Annotated in this window: 22 protein-coding genes; 3 read left to right on the forward strand and 19 right to left on the reverse strand. The window is 45.2% G+C overall.

All coding sequences use genetic code 11. The features are described 5' to 3' along the window. Window positions 1–50: 50 nt before the first annotated feature. The 11 genes from AC1HDP_RS05795 to AC1HDP_RS05845 all read right to left on the reverse strand — a co-directional run bounded on the left by AC1HDP_RS05795 (window position 51) and on the right by AC1HDP_RS05845 (window position 11,300). Window positions 51–314 (reverse strand): hypothetical protein, encoded by a 264-nt coding sequence (locus AC1HDP_RS05795; protein ID WP_140932899.1) that lies wholly within the window; start codon window positions 312–314, stop codon window positions 51–53. 91 nt (window positions 315–405) lie between these two features. After that, complete coding sequence (gene bdpA / locus AC1HDP_RS05800) at window positions 406–1,902, reverse strand: BAR domain-like protein A BdpA (RefSeq protein WP_479639831.1); 1,497 nt, start codon at window positions 1,900–1,902, stop codon at window positions 406–408. 276 nt (window positions 1,903–2,178) lie between these two features. Beyond that, window positions 2,179–2,583 carry an NUDIX hydrolase gene (locus tag AC1HDP_RS05805; protein ID WP_479639832.1) on the reverse strand — a complete coding sequence of 135 codons (405 nt, stop codon included), beginning with the start codon at window positions 2,581–2,583 and terminating at the stop codon, window positions 2,179–2,181. 119 nt (window positions 2,584–2,702) lie between these two features. Next, on the reverse strand, window positions 2,703–4,484 hold the full coding sequence (gene phaC / locus AC1HDP_RS05810) for a class I poly(R)-hydroxyalkanoic acid synthase (RefSeq protein WP_479638008.1): 1,782 nt from the start codon (window positions 4,482–4,484) through the stop codon (window positions 2,703–2,705). A gap of 50 nt (window positions 4,485–4,534) precedes the next feature. After that, a complete protein-coding gene (locus AC1HDP_RS05815; RefSeq protein ID WP_140932901.1) occupies window positions 4,535–4,882 on the reverse strand; it encodes a phasin family protein in 348 nt (115 codons plus the stop codon). Window positions 4,883–4,913: 31 nt separating this feature from the next. Next, entirely contained in the window at window positions 4,914–6,119 is a 1,206-nt protein-coding gene (locus AC1HDP_RS05820; protein ID WP_479638009.1) for an acetyl-CoA C-acetyltransferase, read from the reverse strand. A 12-nt stretch (window positions 6,120–6,131) separates the two neighbouring features. Beyond that, window positions 6,132–6,872 carry an SDR family oxidoreductase gene (locus tag AC1HDP_RS05825; RefSeq protein ID WP_479638010.1) on the reverse strand — a complete coding sequence of 247 codons (741 nt, stop codon included), beginning with the start codon at window positions 6,870–6,872 and terminating at the stop codon, window positions 6,132–6,134. A 438-nt stretch (window positions 6,873–7,310) separates the two neighbouring features. Then, window positions 7,311–9,269 carry a RecQ family ATP-dependent DNA helicase gene (locus AC1HDP_RS05830; protein WP_479638011.1) on the reverse strand — a complete coding sequence of 653 codons (1,959 nt, stop codon included), beginning with the start codon at window positions 9,267–9,269 and terminating at the stop codon, window positions 7,311–7,313. A 166-nt stretch (window positions 9,270–9,435) separates the two neighbouring features. Then, entirely contained in the window at window positions 9,436–10,194 is a 759-nt protein-coding gene (locus AC1HDP_RS05835) for a class I SAM-dependent DNA methyltransferase (protein ID WP_479639833.1), read from the reverse strand. Window positions 10,195–10,404: 210 nt separating this feature from the next. Next, a complete protein-coding gene (locus AC1HDP_RS05840; RefSeq protein ID WP_479638012.1) occupies window positions 10,405–10,794 on the reverse strand; it encodes a GFA family protein in 390 nt (129 codons plus the stop codon). A gap of 134 nt (window positions 10,795–10,928) precedes the next feature. Beyond that, window positions 10,929–11,300 carry a DUF3192 domain-containing protein gene (locus AC1HDP_RS05845; protein ID WP_140932907.1) on the reverse strand — a complete coding sequence of 124 codons (372 nt, stop codon included), beginning with the start codon at window positions 11,298–11,300 and terminating at the stop codon, window positions 10,929–10,931. Between the two features lie 346 nt (window positions 11,301–11,646). Here AC1HDP_RS05845 and AC1HDP_RS05850 point away from each other — a divergent pair, with 346 nt between their 5' ends. After that, on the forward strand, window positions 11,647–12,051 hold the full coding sequence (locus AC1HDP_RS05850; RefSeq protein ID WP_140932908.1) for a LexA family protein: 405 nt from the start codon (window positions 11,647–11,649) through the stop codon (window positions 12,049–12,051). Beyond that, window positions 12,039–13,295, forward strand: coding sequence for a Y-family DNA polymerase (locus AC1HDP_RS05855; RefSeq protein WP_479638013.1), 1,257 nt, complete (start codon window positions 12,039–12,041; stop codon window positions 13,293–13,295). The genes AC1HDP_RS05850 and AC1HDP_RS05855 overlap by 13 nt, the downstream gene beginning before the upstream one ends. A 282-nt stretch (window positions 13,296–13,577) precedes the next feature. Here the strand turns inward: AC1HDP_RS05855 and gltS are convergent, their stop codons facing one another. The 5 genes from gltS to cobB form a co-directional block, all read right to left on the reverse strand. Beyond that, window positions 13,578–14,804, reverse strand: coding sequence for a sodium/glutamate symporter (gltS, locus tag AC1HDP_RS05860; protein ID WP_479638014.1), 1,227 nt, complete (start codon window positions 14,802–14,804; stop codon window positions 13,578–13,580). 596 nt (window positions 14,805–15,400) lie between these two features. Beyond that, window positions 15,401–16,009, reverse strand: coding sequence for a hypothetical protein (locus tag AC1HDP_RS05865; protein WP_479638015.1), 609 nt, complete (start codon window positions 16,007–16,009; stop codon window positions 15,401–15,403). 193 nt (window positions 16,010–16,202) lie between these two features. Then, on the reverse strand, window positions 16,203–16,583 hold the full coding sequence (locus AC1HDP_RS05870; protein WP_140932912.1) for a VOC family protein: 381 nt from the start codon (window positions 16,581–16,583) through the stop codon (window positions 16,203–16,205). Window positions 16,584–16,658: 75 nt separating this feature from the next. After that, window positions 16,659–17,150, reverse strand: coding sequence for an AAA family ATPase (locus AC1HDP_RS05875; RefSeq protein ID WP_479638016.1), 492 nt, complete (start codon window positions 17,148–17,150; stop codon window positions 16,659–16,661). Between the two features lie 46 nt (window positions 17,151–17,196). Continuing rightward, window positions 17,197–17,919, reverse strand: coding sequence for a Sir2 family NAD+-dependent deacetylase (gene cobB / locus AC1HDP_RS05880; RefSeq protein WP_479638017.1), 723 nt, complete (start codon window positions 17,917–17,919; stop codon window positions 17,197–17,199). Window positions 17,920–18,154: 235 nt separating this feature from the next. Here cobB and fur point away from each other — a divergent pair, with 235 nt between their 5' ends. Then, window positions 18,155–18,586, forward strand: a complete 432-nt coding sequence (fur, locus tag AC1HDP_RS05885; protein WP_140932915.1) for a ferric iron uptake transcriptional regulator — start codon at window positions 18,155–18,157, stop codon at window positions 18,584–18,586. A gap of 130 nt (window positions 18,587–18,716) precedes the next feature. On the opposite strand, the gene AC1HDP_RS05890 is transcribed toward fur, so the two are convergent. The 3 genes from AC1HDP_RS05890 to AC1HDP_RS05900 form a co-directional block, all read right to left on the reverse strand. Then, the gene (locus AC1HDP_RS05890; RefSeq protein WP_479638018.1) at window positions 18,717–19,175 is read right to left on the reverse strand and encodes a hypothetical protein; all 459 of its coding nucleotides are present in this window, start codon (window positions 19,173–19,175) and stop codon (window positions 18,717–18,719) included. 357 nt (window positions 19,176–19,532) lie between these two features. Then, window positions 19,533–20,045: a GNAT family N-acetyltransferase gene (locus AC1HDP_RS05895; RefSeq protein ID WP_479639834.1), complete on the reverse strand. Its 513-nt coding sequence runs from the start codon at window positions 20,043–20,045 to the stop codon at window positions 19,533–19,535. 18 nt (window positions 20,046–20,063) lie between these two features. Next, complete coding sequence (locus AC1HDP_RS05900) at window positions 20,064–20,963, reverse strand: AEC family transporter (protein WP_479638019.1); 900 nt, start codon at window positions 20,961–20,963, stop codon at window positions 20,064–20,066. Window positions 20,964–21,012: the final 49 nt, after the last annotated feature.

The following is a 21,012-nucleotide window of genomic DNA, read 5'->3' on the forward strand; positions in this document are numbered from 1 at the left end:
TTTTAAGTGTTAATGAGCCATAGCCGCTTCAACACCATTAACAATAGCGATTAATTACAAGGGACAGCTTTACGCAAACTGTCTTTAGTCCAAATAATTTGCCCATCAGGGGTAGTACCATCTTCTTTCCACAGTTCGCGAGTTTGTAAGCAATAAGAACCCGCGTCAGTCACCGTGGCTTCTGGATCGTTAGGCTTAGTCGCGCCAATGAATAAAAAATCGGCTTGAGTTACCGAGTAAGCGGGGGCAATCGCTTTGCTTGAGCAAGCCGACAAACACAGCACTATGCCGCACGATAACAACACTTTGTACATACAATTCCTCTCCCAATAAGCAACGCCATCATTGGCAACGCGACTATAACATGGCGCGCCACTTTTAATCGACAGTTGTTAACTAAAATTGTTACATATAGGCTTTGGTAAAGGCTTGCTGTGATTGCTTAATATAACTGCGGGCATTTTTGGCGTGTTGCTCCCACACAGAGCGATCATGAGGGTCGGTGAACGGGTTTTGCTCCGCGGCAATCGAGCGTTCAAAGCGATCGTAAAAGGTAAGCATGGCCGAGGTTATCTGATTAAAGCGCTCTTTGAACTCTTGAAACTCTTCCATTTTTTCCGTGGTTTTAACCATGTATTGCACTAATTCAGCATTATTGTTGGCCGCCAACAGCGCTTCTGCCCGCGCACTAATATTAGCGCTAGCGTCATTCATCACCTGCAATCTGGCCATCTCATCTTTACTCATGACTTTACTGTAATTTTCAGGCGTTCTGGCAATGCTGGCATGCTGCAAATAGCTACGCAGCTGCTTATCTAAATCTTTACGAAAACTATCTAGATTCTTTTGCATGCTAACTAAATCATTATCTAAGGCGGTGACTAATTGCAGCTCTTGCTCAATTTCTGTCATAAAGCGCTCGGCCTGTTGATAAATTTTCAAGCCATTGTCTCTGGCAAACTTTTTATCACTGCGATTTAAATCGCCATTTTCATAGTTAGAGCGGTCAAAGGTCGCGGCTAAAAACGATTTGAACGGTTCAGCAAAAGCGGAATAAGCGCCAGCACTGACCACATTTAAGGTGGCAGTGGCTAAGTCACCAAAGGGTTTGACCATAGAGGTTAAGCGCGCCTGCTGAATGGGTGACGCCACCCTTTTGGCATCCAACAATACCGACCTAAAGGTGTTGTATCCCAATGGGTTGGACATTTTGTTGCGCTCAGATGTGGCGAGCACAAAGGTAATGCTGGAATAAATGGCATTGGCGTATTCAAGGTATTGTCTATGGCTTTCTAGCATGGCCGCGTAGTTTTTGCCTAAGGTGCGAAATGACTCGCTTTGGACATCATAGTTTTTATCTTGTTTTAGCTGCTCTAAAATGCCGCCAATGATTTTTTGCTCATTTTTTTGCAACGCAATATCTAAGCTAATTTTATCTAAGCTCAAGTCATCAAGGCTCAAAGGGCTATTGATGGCCTCAATATCCAGACGAATATATTTACGGCTAGGTTCATCAATAGATACGCGGTGGGCTAAATAATCGCTACTGCCGGCCATTACATCGAGCAGTGCTACGTGTTGCCACTTAGCATCAAGGCTCAAGGTTGATGAAGTTAATACATTGATTTTATAGTGGCTGTTGCTAGTTTGCGGTTTAATCCAAAATTCTAACAAGCCAGCTTCTGCGATAGGCTCGCGGCTCACGATACTGCTGCTACCTTCCTGGCATAATAAGGCGCCTTCACCACTACGCGCCTCTGCCCCATTAAATTGGCAGCCCATGATAAAAGCCCATGGCTGAGTTAACGGATTGCCTTCAAAATCACTGGCAAACACTAATTGATTCTTTTGCGCGTGAGCATGACTGCTCATCAATAGGCCAATGAATAGCCACATTGGCATGAATCCAAGCTTGCAATGCCCAAGTTGCATCAGCCTAATTAACGGCTTAGAAACTAACAGCAAACCACTAGCCGCTTTGGTGCCCATAATCGCCTCATATAAGTTAACTGCCAAATACATCAGCGCTGCGACGTTGAACTAGGTCATCTGCCGATTAGTCAAAGTGCGCCATTTTTGTTAACAGATTAAACCAGATACAGGCATTAACAGCCATAGTTTTTAACTTGAATGCAACGACCATTGCGAGTAAATGGCCAAGGGTTATTAAAACGCTGCCTAAAACTTGGCGCTCACGACTGTGCCAGTAAACGCTAAGCAGTCATAAATGCGCCGCTGCTGCACCGCTGACAAGCGACTGACAGCCTGAAACTCATAGTCAGTATGCTCACTACTTAATTGAATTATCGCGTCATTACTGAGCTCACAGCGAAAGATAAATACCTGCGAATTAAAAGCACTATGGTAATACACCCCAGTTAACTGCTTGATGGTGACCTGACAACCAAGCTCTTCTAAGCATTCGCGCGCCAAGGCTTCATGGATAGTTTCCCCAGGCTCTAACGCACCACCGGGTAAGCCCCAGGCTCTATCGCCGTAATTAGCTTTAACCATTAACACGGCTAAGTCGGCGTTAGTGATCACCGCATGGCTGCTCAGCCTAAAGGTATCGTCAAATGCCATCATGCTCCTGTTAGCTGTTTAGATTGATATTACAATGGCTGCCGCCAATAAATAAGGGCACCTAAGTGCCCTTATTTAGCGTGCTCCGTCTAGGTGCACTTGAATGCCATCTGGCGCAGCTATTGAGTTTCTTCTTCAATAATCGGCAGCGTTTGGCGTACATAATTGCCAGGCGCATCCATCAACGGCGGATACTCAACATGGCCAATGGCTCTGGCATCACACTCGGTTGCATCACTTTGCGCGGCTATCCAAGTATGCCAATGAGGCCACCACGAGCCACCTTGACGCTCAGCCCCTGCTAACCAAGTTTCTGGATCGCTACTCATGTCGCTATTAGTCCAATAGCCATACTTATTTTTAGCGGGCGGATTAATGATGCCTGCAATATGGCCTGATTCACCTAATACGAAAGTGATATTGCCATTTAAGTTTTTGGCGCCGCGATAAGTGCCTTGCCATAACGCAATATGATCTTCACGGGTGGAGATAAAATAGCTTGGGATAGTGATTTTTGATAAATCAATATACACGCCACCCACTTTAACACCGCGTGGATCTATCAGTTTATTATTAAGATACAGCTCTCGTAACATGAAATTATGAGTCGGCGCCGCCACGTTGGTGCTGTCACTATTCCAGTACAAGAGATCAAACTCCATTGGGCTCTTACCTTTAAGATAATTCTCAATGTAATAATTCCAATAGAGGCTATTTTCTCTTAACAAACTGAAGGTAACACTTAAGCTGCGGCCATCACAGTAGCCTTTTTTCTGGGATTCCACCGCTAGCGCGCTAATCACAGGCTCATTGATATAAGCGCCAATTTCGCCAGGCTGAGAGAAATCGAGCAAGGTAGTAAAAAAGCTCATGGACTTAATTCGCGCTTTCATACGTTTGGCGCGGTAATAAGCTTGAGTCATAGCAAGCACAGTACCACCAATACAATAACCTGTGGCATTGACTTGATGCTCACCGGTTATGGTTTCAATAGCATTAATAGCTTCAACCACACCATGGGTCACATAGTCTTCCATATTGACATGGGCCTGGGCTTTACCAGGATTACGCCATGAAATTAAAAAGACAGTTTGACCTTGATCCACCAGCCATTTGACCATGGAATTTTGTGGGGTCAAATCCATAATGTAATATTTATTCACAAACGGCGGCACGATCAACATAGGTGTGGTAGCCACCTTGTCCGTGGTCGCTTGATATTGCAGTAATTCAAATAATTCGTTACGCATCACCACTTTGCCTGGCGTAGTCGCAACATCACGGCCGACTTGGAAAGCGTGTTCATTGGTCATGCGAATTTTCAGCACATCGGCACTGGCTTCAATATCTTCTTGCAGTGTGCGCAGGCCAGCGATTAAGTTTTCGCCATTTTTTTCTAAGGTCAGTTTCAGTAATTCAGGGTTAGATAAAATGAAATTACTTGGCGATAAGGCATTGATGGCTTGGCGACTAAAAAATGCCAGACGCTCTTTGGCACCACTTTCTAAGCCTGAGCTATTTTCGATAGTGTCTAACCACATGCGGCTAAACAGCAAATAAGATTGTCGAATAAAACTAAACCAAGCTTCTTGCTGCCAATCAGGGTGTTTGAATCTGGCGTCATTAGGATCGCTTGAGATCACTTCTTCAGCTTTGTCATTAAACGCCACTTGCTGCCAAATTTGCAGTTGTTGTTCAAACCACTGTAATTGGGTGAGTAACATTGACTCAGGTTGCTGGCTAGTATGGGTGGCAAATGCTTGCCAATCTTGGCTTCCGAGTTGTCCTAACGCCTGATTCAACGCTGATTCTGAGCTGGCTGGGCTTTGTTGCCATTGTTGCCAGAATGTCTGCTGTTGTTGCCATTGCTGCAGATATCCGGCGAAGGGAAAAGCAAACATATTCAATCTCCTGATGAAAATAGGGGCACAGCAAGCTGTGCCCACAGTAATTAAGCGCCAGTAGCTTTTTTCACATTGGCACTAACCAGGCTGTCGAATTCTTGCTTAAATTCTTTGGCAATGGCTTGAGTTTGGTTGCTGTCGTCTTGCAATTGCTTTGATAACTTGTTTAACACGCTCATTTGCTGTGTGTTAAAGGCCATCAGACTAGTCACGTCTTTTACGTTGCTTGCCGCTTTCAGTTGCGTCAAGCCAAGCTCAGTGTAAGCTTGCATTGCATTCATTTGCAGCTTAGTCACTTGTTCAACATGATCAGCCAGAAGCAGATTAAAACGGTTAAAAGGAGCCAAAGTTTGCTCGGTTTGATCGCTGAACATCTTAAACATATCTGTGTACATAAGTTCTCCTAGAGTGAGTGAGGGTAAAGAATTAACAACGGCGTAAAATGAGGGCTGTCCCCATTCCACCGCCAATACAAAGTGATGCCAGACCATATTGACTCTGGCGCTTATGCATCTCGTGGATCAAGGTCACGACAATGCGATTTCCTGAGGCCCCTAATGGGTGACCCAGCGCAATTGCGCCACCATTGACGTTGGTACGTTCTAACAAGTGTTCAACGCTAAGTTGGTGCTGTCTGCCAAGCAGAGTCACAACCCCAAGGGCTTGCGCCGCAAAGGCTTCATTCAGTTCTAATAAATCGATATCACTTAAGGTCAATTGCGCTTTATTAAGTGCTTGGTTGATAGCATCCACAGGACCTAATCCCATGACCGCAGGATCTAAACCAATTTGGGCATAGCTCACGACTTCAGCCAGCGGCTTGCAGCCTGAGGCCAGCATGGCTTTTTCTGACATAAGCACCACCGCGCTCGCGCCATCATTAAGACCCGATGCGTTACCCGCTGTCACTGTGCCCTCTTTCTCAAAAGCAGGTCTTAGTTTGGCTAAATCAGCCAGCTCGCAGCCTTTTTTTGGGTATTCATCGTCAGCAAATGACACGGTTTGACGTCTATCAACCACATCTAGCGCCACGATTTCATCAGCAAATCGGCCTGAATTGAGTGCAGCTTCAGCACGATGCTGGCTCGATAGCGCATAGTTATCTTGCTGCTCACGGCTAATGCCTAATTCACGCACGATATTTTCAGCAGTCACGCCCATGTGGCATTGATTAAAGACATCAGTTAAACCGTCGGTGATCAATAAATCTTTAACGGTTAAGTTGCCCATCTTTTGGCCTTGACGCAGACTTGCTGGCGCGGCAAATGGGATTTGCGACATAGCTTCAGCGCCCGCGGCAACAACGACATCGGCATCACCACTGCGAATATGACTAGATGCATCCATAATGGTTTTCATGCCACTACCGCACACCATGTTAAGACTGTAGGCAGGCACTGACTGTGGAATACCGGCATCAAGAGATGCTTGACGACCTGGTCCCATGCCTTGATCGGCGCCCATCACATTGCCCAAGATCACTTCTTGCACGCTAGTAGGGGCGATATTTTGACTTGCCAGCGCGCCGCGAATAGCGCCGCCCGCCAGTTTAGCTAACGACACATTGGCCAAGCGGCCACCAAAAGATCCTATGGCGGTGCGTTTTGCTGCAACGATATAAACTTTACTCATGCGACTAACTCCTTATTGCATGTACTGGCCGCCGTTCACCGACAAGGTTTCACCTGTGATATAGCCAGCTTCATCGCTGGCCAGAAATGCCACGCAAGCAGCAACTTCTTCAGGTTTAGCTAAACGCTTTAACGGGATTTGGGCAGTAATGCTATCAAGGACATCAGGACGCAGCGCGGTCACCATTGGCGTGCCAGTATAACCTGGGGCAACCACGTTGACTGTCACGCCAAAACGGGCAGCTTCTAACGCCAAAGACTTAGTAAAACCTATCATGCCCGCTTTTGCCGCGGCGTAATTGGTTTGACCATATTGGCCTTTGACCCCATTAATGGAGGAAATATTGATAATGCGACCATTACCTTTTTCGCACATAGCGGCAAACAATGGGTGGGTCACATAGAACAAGCTATTGAGGTTAGTATCCATTACTTCCTGCCACTGCTCGACAGTCATTTTGGCAAATACTTTATCGCGGGTGATGCCAGCATTATTGACTAACAAATCTATCGTGCCTTCTTGCTGCATAACTTGTACCAAACGCTCTGAACACATGCGTGGGTCGTTAACATTCAGCTCCAACAATTGCACTTGATTGTCAGTAAATCCATGCTCTCTATGCCATTGTTGCGCTGATTCACGGTTACCAACCTGGTAGGTCGCAATCACTTTGTAATTTTGTGCTACCAATTTCAATGTAATGGCAGTACCAATTCCACCTTTTGCGCCTGTGACCAATGCAAGCTTACTCATGCTAACTCTCCTTTTAGCTAATTCGATGCAGATACTCTGCTGATGATTCGAACTTTGGGATCCAATCCTAATGACACTCTTATATTTAAGCCATTTGAATATCTAGCTTAAAGAGTAATGTTATTTGTTATGCCGAAGCTTTCGTCTAGGCTGAGTTAACAAATAAACTGATTGTTATAGTGATATAAATAATAGGGATAATCACTCCAACTTTTGGATGATTTTTGGTCAACTTACAGGAATGATAATTCTCAAAAAAAACAGTAAGGACAGTACCTGCTGTAATAAATACAACCGGTCGTTAAGATAAGGATGTTGGAGGTAGGATTTGGCCACTAGCCAAATCCTAAGTTTACGACCGGAAATAGATAACTAGAGGCTGATGGTTCGAGGGTTATGACCCGACGTTTATAAATTGAGATTTATGGCTGTGATTTATCAATGAAGCCAAGCGCTGAGCATAGCTCTAATGTCGGCAAACGGATAAGCGCCATATCGGCCAAAGCCAGGCATTTTACTGGCCTTTAATTGGCTCGTCAGTGGCGTGGCTATTCCACATAAAAATCGTGCTCTCGCCCCTGTAGTAAGCGCCGTGTTGGCAAGTTGCGCCGCTAACACTAATGGCTGACAATCGCGCTCGATATCACTTAGCACTAACGGGGCTAATGGCGCAGGTGACGGCAACTGCGCTATCTCGCCGCGGCAAACTGAGCAATGACCGCAGTGCTGCGGCGCTTTAGCATCCGCAAAATAATGCGCTAAACGCTGACTTAAACAGCGACTCGTTGCAAACAAATCCAGCATGGCATGCACTCGTTTAATTTCAGCCATTTCTTTAGTAATAAACAATTGATGCAATTGCTGCGCTAAGTGCTCAACCTCACTTCCTTGGCAGCGAGCAAGTTGGTGCACCTGATACACTTCGGTCATCTGCTTACTTTCAAGCATTATCCAACCCTTGTCGGCAAAGTAATCAAGAGCGGTCACAGCGCGCGAGCGGACTGATTGGTTGATTTGCCATAAGGCATCAAAATCGACCGTATGCCAAGTGCGTGATTTTGGCGAAGCGCTGAACAAGGCTTCAACAAAGGCGCGGCGCTCACCGCTAAAATTGCTCATAATCGCCTCAACCGAGATTAAGGTCTTAAAGCGGTAATCAGCGAAATAACTGTATTTAGGCTCGATGACGCCTTGCAACTCTAAATACACTAACAAGGTTTTCAGCGGTAATTGTCTGACGTTAGTATCACGCGATAAGCGCGTCATCATCACTTCCCACTGCCCTTGCGCCCCTTGCTCGGCAATCTCTTTAATGACTGCGCTAATGGCCTCGACATCTGGGGTGTCACCATAGATAAAGTTTTCTAGCACATTGAGCCCTTGGCGATTAGCGAGCACTAAACAACGCGACAATTGACCATCGCGCCCAGCGCGGCCAATTTCTTGACTGTAATTCTCAATGGATTTTGGCAAGTCATAATGGATAACTGCGCGGATATCGGCCTTATCCACTCCCATACCAAAAGCGATAGTCGCCACTATGCAATCAAGCCGACCTTGCATAAAGCGGCTTTGAATATCTTGTCTAATGCCGCTGTCCATGCCGGCATGATAAGCGCTGGCATTCACTCCCGCTTGAATTAGCGCCTTAGCCACAGTTTCAGCGGTTTGCTGCAAGGTGACGTAAACAATGCTGGCCTGTGTTGGCGCTTGTTGAAGCAGCTGTTGTAATTGCTGTAATTTATCGCTCTCATGACAAGGCAACACGGTTAAATCAAGATTTGGACGATAGAATCCGGTGATCACTATGTCTGACGGCGCTATGTTAAATTTAGCGCTCATGTCCTTAATCACAGGTTCGGTGGCGGTGGCGGTTAGCAGTAATACTTGCGCGATATTAAGTTGTTGGCAGTACAAAGGCAGCTTTAAATAATCAGGGCGAAAATTATGGCCCCACTCAGAAATACAGTGAGCTTCATCCACCACCAGCAAAGACACGGGCACGGTTCCAATAAACTGACGAAACCGCTCGTTTTTAAGGCGCTCCACCGAGATCATTAAAATCTTAATGTCCCCTTGTTTGACCGCCCGCATAATATCGCGTGACTCATCATAACTTTGTGATGAGTCAATCGAAGCCGCTGCTATACCTTTCGCTTTAAGAAAATCGAGTTGGTCTCTCATCAAGGCTAACAGCGGCGAAATAACCAAAGTAAGATGTGGTAATTCCAGCGCTGGCAATTGATAGCATAAGGATTTACCCGAGCCGGTCGGAAAAATGGCGGCGCTTGAACGCCCGGCTAACAAGGTTTCAATCACTTGCTGCTGACCGTGACGCAAACTCGTAAAACCAAAGACGCGTTGCAGTGTCGCTAAATAATTAGGAGGGGTATTCATTATGGATCCAAAATGCCGGCGCAGTATTAAATCAAGAGTTTACACGCCTTAAGCCAAGTAGGCACAAGTTTGACTATGTTATCCGTTATGCCGCGGCTAAAAGCCGCCCATAAAAAAGCCCGCCGATGGGCGAGCTCTCAACCGTTAAGCTTTATTTTTGTAGTCGTTATTTTTTGGTACACACAAACACGGCATTTCCAGACTCGCCATCCCAAGGGATGATGCAATCGAAATCATGCTCAAATATCTGCACCTCAAAATAAGGTTCAAGTAACTCACTCAGCTCACCAAAGGTAGTTGCCACCATAGGATGCTGATCTTGCCAAGTTTCACTGATGCTGGTTTCAGTGGTGATTAATGGCGTGCGGCTAATTTTAAGGTGCAACGCTTGAGCATCACCCATGCCACTGTATTGCCAGCTAGACTCAAATTCAAACTGATGCTGCTCAAAATCTGTGTGATGACGAATAAATAAGTTATTGTTTATTTTATCTTTATCAACGGAGTTAAAACAAAATACCCCACCATCATTGAGCGATGCATGCACTTTTTGAATACAGGCTAATAGTCGCTCGGTATTGCCGCTGTAATGAATGGAATATAGAAAACAGGTGATCAAATCTTGTGAGTGCTCAACGGTAAAGTTTGTCATGTCTTGCACACTGAACTGCGCTTCGGGGCAACGCGCCATGGCCAAGTCAATCATAGGCTGATTAATGTCTAAGCCACTGGATTGATATCCAAAATCAATAAAATGACGGATATGCGGCCCGGTGCCACACGCCAAATCTAAGTGCTGTTTACCTTGATTACCAAATAATTGATGCAAGCGGACAATGCTATTACTTTGCGCGTGATAATTGATATCACAACACATTAAATCGTAATAACCGGATAAATCTGTATAAAGCGCATTGGTGGACATCATGACGAAATAGAGTGCTCAAGCCTCACTAGGGGCGCGCATCATATATCAGTTTACCTAGAACTAAAAATAGATTCGCAAGACCAAGAATAAAGCCTAAGGGCCTCGCCGCATTAAGGCCGGCGGATATGGCTAATACGGGTTATCGCCCTCTAACGGCCTTTTCTCACCATGGTGTTGATCCGCTGACTAACGCTTTTTGCCAGAACACTAATGATCGTGCTGCGGCGCGCCGTCACAGATTTGATAATAATCGCCCTTCTCGGCCACAAAAATATGCTTACCGATAGTGATATGGGTTTTATCTTCGATAGCCCCCAAAGCCACGCCTATCCACTGATGTTTTTGAGTGTCTAGTGGGTCAAAAAACAAACTTGAGCCACAATGGCGGCAAAAGCCGCGCCGCACCTTAACTGACGATTGAAACCATTGCAGATGCTCAAGGCCGGTAATAGTCAAGGCACTGCGCGCCACTTCAGTGCTCGCCAATACATGACCCGTCCATTGCCGACATTGACGACAATGGCAAATATCGGCAGCCCCTAATTCGCCCTCAATACTAAAATGCACTTGTCCACATAAACACCGACCTTGATACATATTGCCTCACTTATTGGTTAACCTTGGTGTCCCGCCCTGCCTGCTATGACTATCACTACTCGCTAGGCAAGCCTTACGCGTCAGCATAATGGAATGAGTGAAGTGACTTACCATTTGCTGAGTGACCACAGATATTAAAGCTTAGCGGTTGTCACCTGGCTATAGGCCGTATTACCCCAACCAATAAGGCTGCCATTATTAAACACTAACGGCGTGCATTCATCTAAGGTAGTTTTACCATCATCATGGCGCCTTTGGGTTCGATAAAATAACACTTCCACTTGCGCCGCACCGTCAGGATAGGCTTCACTAAAATCAGGTGAGCCTAACATTTGTTTCACCACATCAAGTTTCATTCCCACGCCTAAATTAGCCACATGCTGCCGATTCAACTTTTCTTGTTTTTGCCAACCTGTGTCTTCATCACTACCGACGTTGATGACACAAGCACTTAAACTCACACTCAAGAGAGCAACTAAGACTAGTGGTGATTTTTGATGATTCATTATTGATATCCTTGAATAAATGGTTAATCGCAATAAAGAGAACATCAAATAGCAAATCTAATGCCAAAACTTAAATTACTGATTTTATATGGAATTGTTAAGTAAGCCCCCAATTGCCAGCCTTTAGATATTCACTACTTGGTGCTTTTAGTTACTTTGTGGTGAATAGCACAAAACCGCATTATCCGCGCAGTTCATTTTTAAAATCAGCAATAAATTCAATTAATCGTGCTTATATTTATGATGACAATAACCTTGACCTTCATCCTTAAGCCTCGGGATTATCGCTTGCTATCTCTCTGTAAACTGCTAGCATAATACTGTATATAAAAACAGTTTCTCTATTATGAAAATCATTCCTATCTTTGCTCGCGCTGGCATTACTGGCTTTGAAAGCCCAGCCGAAGAATACCGCCAACTAGGGCTTAAGCTCGATGAGTTACTCATTCAACATCCAAGTGCCACCTTTTTAGGCGTAGCCGCAGGTCACTCGATGGAAGGTTTTGGCATTTTCGACCGGGATATTTTAATTGTCGATCGCCACGTTAATGCCCAACACGGCGACATCATTGTTGCCAATTTTAACGGTGAATTTGTGTGTAAACAGCTAGATAAACAGCGGCGCATGTTGTTATCAGCGAATCTCGAATGTCAGCCCATGGAAATTCATCAGCACGATCAGTTTTCCATTGAAGGCGTGGTCACCCGTTCTATTCGTTGCCATCGGCCCTGCAAGCTATGTACGGACTAATTGATGCCAATGCGTTTTATTGCAGCGCTGAGCAAGTTTTTAATCCCGCATGGCGCAATAAGCCCATCATAGTGCTATCAAATAATGATGGTTGTGTGGTCGCGGCCAATCGCGCGGCGCTGAATGTGGGCATTAAAAAATTTGTGCCCTACTTTGAAGTGCGGGAATTGTGCCAAAAACAAGGTGTGATTGCCCTATCGTCCAACTACGAACTCTATAGCGATTTATCGAGCAAAATGATGCAAGTCATAGGCCGTTTCGCCCCTGAGCAATTCGTATACTCTATTGATGAATCCTTTGTATCTTTTAAGCGCAGTTACCCCGCCATTCCTTGCTTAACGACTCACGCCCAGCAAATTAGACGCACTGTCTGGAAGGAATGCCGCCTGCCCGTGTGCGTGGGTATAGCCCCAACGCTGACCTTAGCTAAAGTTGCCAATCATGCCGCGAAAAAACTTGAAGGCTATCACGGGGTATGCGTGCTTGATAATGACCACCAACGACGGCAGATATTAACACAAATGGCGGCAGCCGATGTTTGGGGCATTGGTCGTCGTATCAGCAAACGCTTGGCATTAATGAATATCCACACAGCCTATCAACTGGCCAATATGCCCGCAGGTCTCGCCAAAAAGCAATTCAGCGTTGAAATCGAACGCACTGTGCGTGAGCTCAACGGCGAGGAGTGCAAACAATTTGCGACTGCCAGAGCCGATAAGCAGCAAATTTTTTCAACGCGTAGTATGGGTAAGCGCATCACAGCACTTGAGCCATTAAGGCAAGCCTTATGTAAACACACAGCCATAGCGGCTGCCAAAGCTAGGCGTCAAGGTTCGCTATGTAAGGTCATGACTATTTTTGCGGCGAACTCTCCTTTTGATGATAAGCCCGTGAGTCTACACAGTACGATTCGCTTTACCTGTCCAACTCACTGCAGTGTCGAAATGACCCAAGCCGTGTTTAAAGCCGCCATTGAGCTTTTTCAGCCAGGCGTGCGTTATTACAAAATTGGCGTAGGTTTACTGGATTTGATTGATGAGCATCAAGTGCAATTAGATTTATTTAACCCACCTAAACACAACCCAGCCCTAATGCAGGTATTGGATGGCCTTAATGGTCGATATGGCGCTGATACCTTATTTGTCGCCGCCCAAGGGATTAACCCTAAATGGGGAATGCGCAGGCAATTACTCAGCCCGCAGTACACCACCCGCTGGCAGGATATTCCAGTCATCAGCTGTTAATCAGTTAACTCTCTATAACTACGCCTAACCGTCGTTATCACTTCGCCCCCTTTAATTAGCGCAGTGTTACTCGCCATATTCACGAGCTACAAGCCATAGTCGCAAGCGACACGCCCTGAAAAGCCCCCTCACGCATAATAGCAACCGCAAGACCCATTGCAGCAACACGCGTTTAATGAGCGCCAGCACAGCTTTAGCTTAGGCAGCATTGACATACGCCATACTGCAAATGCCCTAAAACAAAACAGGGGCCTAAGCCCCTGCATTTATCTAGTCTTGCGCTTATCCCAAGAAGGATAAATAAGCTTGCAATATGATGAGATTGACTATGTCAATGAAAAACGCGCCGACAATAGGCACCACCATAAAGGCTTGGGGTGATGGGCCATAGCGATTAACGATTGACCCCATGTTCATTACCGCCGTAGGCGTTGCCCCTAAACCAAAACCACAATGACCACCAGCAATCACAGCCGCATCATAATTACGTCCCATCACTTTAAAGGTGACGAAGTAAGTAAATATGCCAATGAAAGCTGATTGCGCCGCCAAGATAATCAAAAATGGCACGGCTAAATCAAAAATGTTCCATAACTTTAGGCTCATCAAGGCCATGGCTAAGAACAATGACAAGGACACAGTCCCTAAAATATCAATCGTTTCAGTATCTATGGTTTTGAGCTTAGTAACCTCAAACAGGTTAGTGATAATCACACCCATAAATAACGCATAAACAAAGTCAGGGATCATTAACCAGCCAATGTTAAAGCTAGCGACCCACTGCTCCATGTACTTAGCGCCATTAATACAAATCAATAGAATGAACAGCACTTCGATGACTTTTCTCGCCGTTACCTTATCTTCTTCGTACTCGTTATAAGTCACTACTTCAGGATGCTTAGTACGAGTGCGTTCAGCGCTACCGTATTCAGATTCTAATTGATGCTTATCAATCAAGCGCTGCGCCACTGGGCTACCGATAATGCCACCTATGATTAAACCAAAGGTAGCTGATGCCATAGCGATTTCTAAGGTGTTATGCAGTCCATACACTTCTTCTAAGGTTTTAGCCCACGCAGCACCCGTGCCGTGGCCACCCGATAAGGTAATTGAACCAGCAATTAAGCCCATTAAGGGGTCAAGACCTAAGGCGGTGGCTAAAGACACACCTATGCCGTTTTGGATAATGATCAATAATGACGCTACGCCTAAAAACAAAAATACTTTGGCGCCGCCTTTGAGTAACTGAGTGTAATTAGCCGACAAACCGACTGTAGCAAAAAACATCAGCATAAAAGTCTTTTGTAATGGCAAATCGAAGCTTAAGTCTATGCCATTAAAATGAAGGGCTGTAATGATACAAGCCACAACTAATCCGCCCACTATGGGCTCAGGGATATTAAATTTCTTGAGAAAAGGTAATTTGACTTTAATCAGGTGCCCAATAAACAGCACACTGATGGCAATCATAAATGATTCAAGCGCACCAATAGAAAAAACATGGCTCATAGTTCCTCTCTTTTTTATGTGTTTGTACTAGCTCATCCTCCTTGACGATCTAATAACGACGACATCCATATTCACAATTCACTTACACTTTGGGTTAAACCAGCCCGTTGGCCTCTCGCATCCTGCAACACTTCAGCTGAAACTAAAGAGGCACTTATGCAAACAGAATGTCAGCGCAATGACAATTAATCTCAGCAAAAATCAGGCGCTCGTCACAACCCAAGAAAATAAACATGTCAAACAGACCAATAAAATAGTAGTCAAGCATAAAAATGAATACTTTGGATTGAGTATTATGAAGAAATAACAATCACTTAATTGTAGGATATTTAAACAATATGATGTACTGCAATAGAAAGACAGCTAAGACAAATATGAATAAAACTCAAAATAGATAACATAAACAATACAGTTGCGGTGAGTGGTTGTAATTAAATAATGATGCCTTTAATGGTCGCCAACCAACCACCACCCATAGGTATAACTTTTAGGGTATTTCAGCGCTCATTCACGGCCCAAATAGTCGCCAGCAATGCCATCATGCCATGTCACCTCAGGCCTTCACCACTTGGCTAACTCCACGCCTAATTAGACGCCTATCTCGCTCCTTCACTATATAAGTGGGAGTACTGTTTACAGTGGCAATTGAACAGATATTGACGCAGCAACTGCGCATGGTCACCTGCAGAGTGAATTTTAAGCACATTGACGCCACCAATATCAGTTCGAACTGATTCGACGGGTAAATCAAGGCGTGAGCCTGATGGCAATAACAGATGAATAAAGCGCGAATGACACACATCATAGCTATCACTAGCATGTAAGGTGCGGACAGCTAAACCTGTACTAGATAGAGATAACACTTCAAGGGGCATAAAATTGCGCTCGCTATACGCAACCAATTCACCGGCTTGGGTCAAGCGCCAACTGCGTTCAACACCCTGAACGTCAATCACTTCAGGAACACCTAAACGCGGTTTAAATTGGCCTAACTCGTCGGTATCTAACTGTAATGGAAACCACAGTTTATAAGGACCAATTTCAGCCAGTAACGTGAGGGAAGCTTGCGCAAATACCGCCGATATCCCTTTAGGAATGTCCGCCAAAATCATAGGAATGGAGGTCGATTTACTATCATCATCGATAGCAAACAACTCACTAAAACATGCAAGTTCTTCGTTAGAAAAACTATGGTTAACTGTCACAACCGTCTCCGCTCGCCATTAAAAATATCGAGATTAAGCTAGCATAGGAATCTGTAACATTCAATTAACCATGGTATTGAAAAATAAACAGTAACAACGCCCGTTGCCAACACTAAAACGGACGCGTTACGGCTTAGGATTAAGTGACCACCTAACACTCAAGGGTTAAGATCAAACTCAAATCAAAATGACATTAGCCTTGACGATATAAGGCACATAATTTATTGCCATCGGGATCGCGTAAATACGCTAGGCATAAAGGTCCAAACGGGGTTTCACGCATTCCAGGAGGCTCTTCACAAGAAGTACCACCATTAGCAACACCTGCTGCGTGCCACGCATGCACCGCCTCAACCGAGGTTGCACTAAAACCTATGGTACTGCCATTGCCATGACACGCCTTGTCACCATTAATTGGCTTAGTGATAGCAAATACCCCATTGTCATTACGATACACGCAGCGGCCTTTATCATCGATATGACCTGCGCCATAACCTAAGGTCGCAAACACGGCATCGTAAAACTTTTTCGAAAGCTTGATATCGTTAGCCCCCAACATAATATGACTGAACATAACATCTCCTTGTGTATCGTTGATCAGGGGGTAAATAGCAATGAAGGCTTAGCTTACTCGCGATGAGCAAACCATTCATTCATCGGCTTGAAATTGGCGCGCCATACGCTCAATGTCTGCCAAGCTTACACCATGGCGATTACGCTCGGCACACATTTGTTGATGAGCTTTATCCATGGGATTGCCGATTAACACAGTGCGCACTTGATAACCTAAGGCGCGAGCCGCAGTATCATAAGCCATATATTCCCAATGGGCTAAGTTAGTGTTATCACAAATCACAGTCTCTTGCTGTTTGGCCAAAGCCATAATGAACTGGGTGAGATTACGTTGATGATACTCAGCTAACTTAGTGCGATTAAAGCGATACACGCCATTGGTGATAAAATAATTGTCGGTCGAACACAGGCCATAGTGGCGAATATAGTCAGCCATTACTGGTGTCTGAGCGGCAATAAATGCCTCAACCCAATAAGATTTACCACTGCCTGGCAGGCCGCGCATAATAATCGCAATACGTGGCAGAGCAGTATCCTCTAGCGGCTTAAGAACATCGGTCAATCTCATTACTTATATCCATAACTAATCATGCAAAATATCAACGCCGCGATGATTAGTCATGAGCTATGGATTGTCCAGCTAAAATAGCGTTCACCAGTGCAGGTACGCGCTCACTTGCCTTACCTTGCCAATGGTATTGAAACTGGCAATGAGGATCTCGCGGCGCCAAATTCACATTCACGGTTAACGCGCCCACTTGATTGGCAATATCGACAAAACCGGCGGCGGGATAGACAGAGCCAGAAGTGCCAATCGCAATAAACACATCACACTGACTAAGGGCCTGATGGATTTTATCCATACCTATAGGCATCTCACCAAACCACACTACATGCGGGCGCAATTTTTGCGCAGGGATACAACAAGTACACACATTGTCTGGCCCTAAAGTTTCGGTCAGCATAAATGTCTGCTGGCTGCGCGGACAGCGCCCTTTACTTAATTCACCATGCATATGCAGTAACTTACGACTGCCGCCCTTCTCATGGAGGTTGTCGATATTTTGAGTCACCAAAAACAACTCCACTTGCTGTGACTGCTCAAGAGTTGCCAGCGCCACATGGGCCGCATTGGCACTAATGCCCTCATTAATGAGCTGTTGCCAGCGGGCATTATAAAAATCTTCCACTAATGTAGGGTTTGCCGCGTAACCTTCAGGGGTCGCGACATCCTCAATGGGATGCGATTCCCACAAGCCGTCCTCATCCCGAAAGGTTTTTACTCCAGACTCCGCGGAAATGCCCGCGCCAGTCAAAATCACTATGCGTTGATACATAGGCCATTCCTTCGATGCTAACCAATAAAATCCACTATCAGTATGCCGTGATTAACGCCAATTGAACAATGCCACCTAAGTCGCAGAGCCCATTATTCAGAGCCAGCTTAAGCGCGCCTTCAAGGAATCATGGATAAAAGAATAACAAAGGTTTAAGTTTGCAGGCCAAGCACATATAATGGCGAGCATACATGACAAATGAGCCTTTTTCGGTTCTGCAATCAAGAGATTTATAATGACAGATGGAAATTTAGCGCTGAAGAAAGCGGGTCTTAAAATCACCCTGCCACGTGTCAAGATCCTGGAATTGATGCAAGCACCAGAAAATCAACACATCAGTGCCGAAGATCTCTATAAAAAGTTATTAGAAATTGGCGAAGAAATTGGTTTAGCCACTGTCTATCGTGTACTGAACCAATTTGATGATGCCGGCATAGTAACGCGTCATCACTTTGAAAGTGGCAAGGCAGTATTTGAATTATCCAGCCAACATCATCATGATCATCTCGTGTGCCTGACTTGCGGCAAAGTGATTGAATTTTCTGATGAAATGATTGAGCGTCGTCAACACGAAATCGCTACTAAGCATAATATTAAGCTGACTAACCACAGCTTATACTTATACGGCGTATGCACTAACGATGAGTGCGATCATGCCGACAGCTAAGCAAGCATCTAGCCACTAGACGCTCGCGAACGCAGTCACTAAAAAGCCCTACTCTTAGGGCTTTTTTCGTTTTTGAAACTATCAGTTTTGGACACATAGCGGTGGCGGCAAGATTTATTAGCAGTACATATCAGCTTTGGCGCAAGGCGCGTTTAATCTCTGATATTGACGGCTCCCCCGCATAAGGCTGCCATTTGCGCTCAGACGCATCATCGCCATACACAGTGCGCAGGCGATATTCGCCGTCGCGGTATTCAAGCACCCGCACATTACCCTTAGGGGTTTGAAAGTAATTGGGCGCATTACCTAACACCAAAAATGCATGATCTCCAGGCCCTGGCAATTCGCGACTTTGAGTGATGAGCTTAGCGACACCTTGGTTAGGATTGCTGCATTTAACATGGGTGTGCACCACAAACTTGACCTCACGAGTATCAAGCTCAAAGCTGCAACTGTGATTGTTGCATTGAGTAGGCAAAATCAAGCTGCCATCATGCATAATCGCTCGAGCTTGTTCTTGGCGCTTATTAGGTTTGAAACTCGCCAAAATTGCCATGGCTTGTTTATCCATAGCCGGAGTGGCTACCACGTTAGCCGCAATGGCCCTGTTAAGTGATTTACACTGAAATCCTGACGCCAATGTTTGAAAACTGAAAAAAACTATCCCTGTCACCAGTAGAAAGACTGCTATTCGCATATTTTCTTGGTGAATCTGTCTGTATTAAAAGGGCGCGAATTGTAGAGGTGAAACGCTGCACTGTCTGTGACATAGATCAGAGTTAGCTAATCTATGTCACAGGGATTTGGATGATGGCTGTAGATCTGGTGGGACTCATTTTTTATCTAGCTGATCAGAAACAGATTTGAGTGCGATTATAAATCTAACAAAAAGCCCTAATGCTAGGGCTTTTTGTGGCAGTAATTAAAAGGTGTTATCAAGCCGTCTTTATGATGAGGTATCTAAGCGCATATAAAACTGATTCACCTTATGCCCCATAAAGTCTTGTTGTTGCTGCAAGGTCATGCCGATATGCTTGGCAACGCGCTCAGAGCCTATATTGCCGGGTAAAATTAAGGCGATAAGCTCCTTAATTTTAAAGCGCGGATGACAAATATCCGCTACTGCTTTGGCAGCTTCGGTGCCTATGCCCTGCCCCCAATATTCGGGAAAATAACGATAACCAATTTCTACCTGTTCAAATTCGGGTAAGTATTTAGGGCCACAAAAACCTATCACCTCACCGCTGTCTTTAAGCTCCACCGCCCAGCGGCCAAAGCCGTGTTTGCGATAGTCAGCATACACCACATGCTTAAGCAGGCTTTCAGCCTGAGCAATGTCAGTAAAAGGAATCGTAGGAATATAGGTGAGCATTTCAGTGCGGGCATTCATCATAAATAAGGCTTCAATATCGGCTTCATTAAATTGGCGAATGATCAGGCGTTCACTGGTGGTCACTATCATATCTTAGGCTCCGCGCTAAGTGAGTAAAGATAACCAAGATGCCACAGACAAGGCCGATAAACCACTGGAAATCACTACGCTGCTAGCGGTGATATCTGCGTCTTGTTGTAATTTCACCGCGATTAAGTAAGCATTAACCCCAAGTGGTGAGGCGGCTAATAACACAGTCACAGCAATATCAAGTTCACTTAACCCCAAGGTGTGGCCACAAGCAAACACCATGACAGGTAACAGCAGTAATTTAACTAAGGCTAAACCAAGCGCGGGCACCCAACTGGTGTTTAGGCGGTAATAATGTAAATTTGCGCCAAGCACAAATAAGGCACAAGTAATGGCTGGGGTTGCCAGCATAGATAATGACGCCTTCGCCATACTTGGCATAGGCACAGCCAAAATATTGGCCAGTAAACCTAAACCAATACTTAAGATCACTGGATTTACGAATAAATCCTTAAGCGCTTGCCTGCGCCCCCCTTGCCCGCCAAACGCCAAGGTTAAACTAAATAAGATGGCGCTATGAAAGGTGATGATAATAAACACCCGCGCCATTTGTGCCTCACCAAAGGCAGCCACTATCACAGGTAATCCCACTAATAAACAATTGGAATAACTGCCACTTAACGCCATCACCGCGCACTTGTCCCAAGGGCGCTGTAAATACCAATGGCCAAAAGCCAGCACCACTAAAAAACAACTCACCACTGGAATATAAAACGCGAGTAATACAGTAGCATTCAAGCTTTGTGATAATGGTACTTGCCACATAGTGCTAAACAGCAAAGCGGGAATACACAGATAAAAAGCAAACTGACTAATACCATTGATTTGCTCGCGGCTAAACCACTGACTGCGACTCGCACCATAGCCCAGAATGGCAATCACTAACAATGGCACAATAATAGAAACAACCGACATTATGATAAAACCCAATAAAAAAGGCGCCCGCAGGCGCCTAATTAACGAT

The sequence above is a fragment of the Shewanella sp. ISS20 genome (assembly GCF_056522965.1).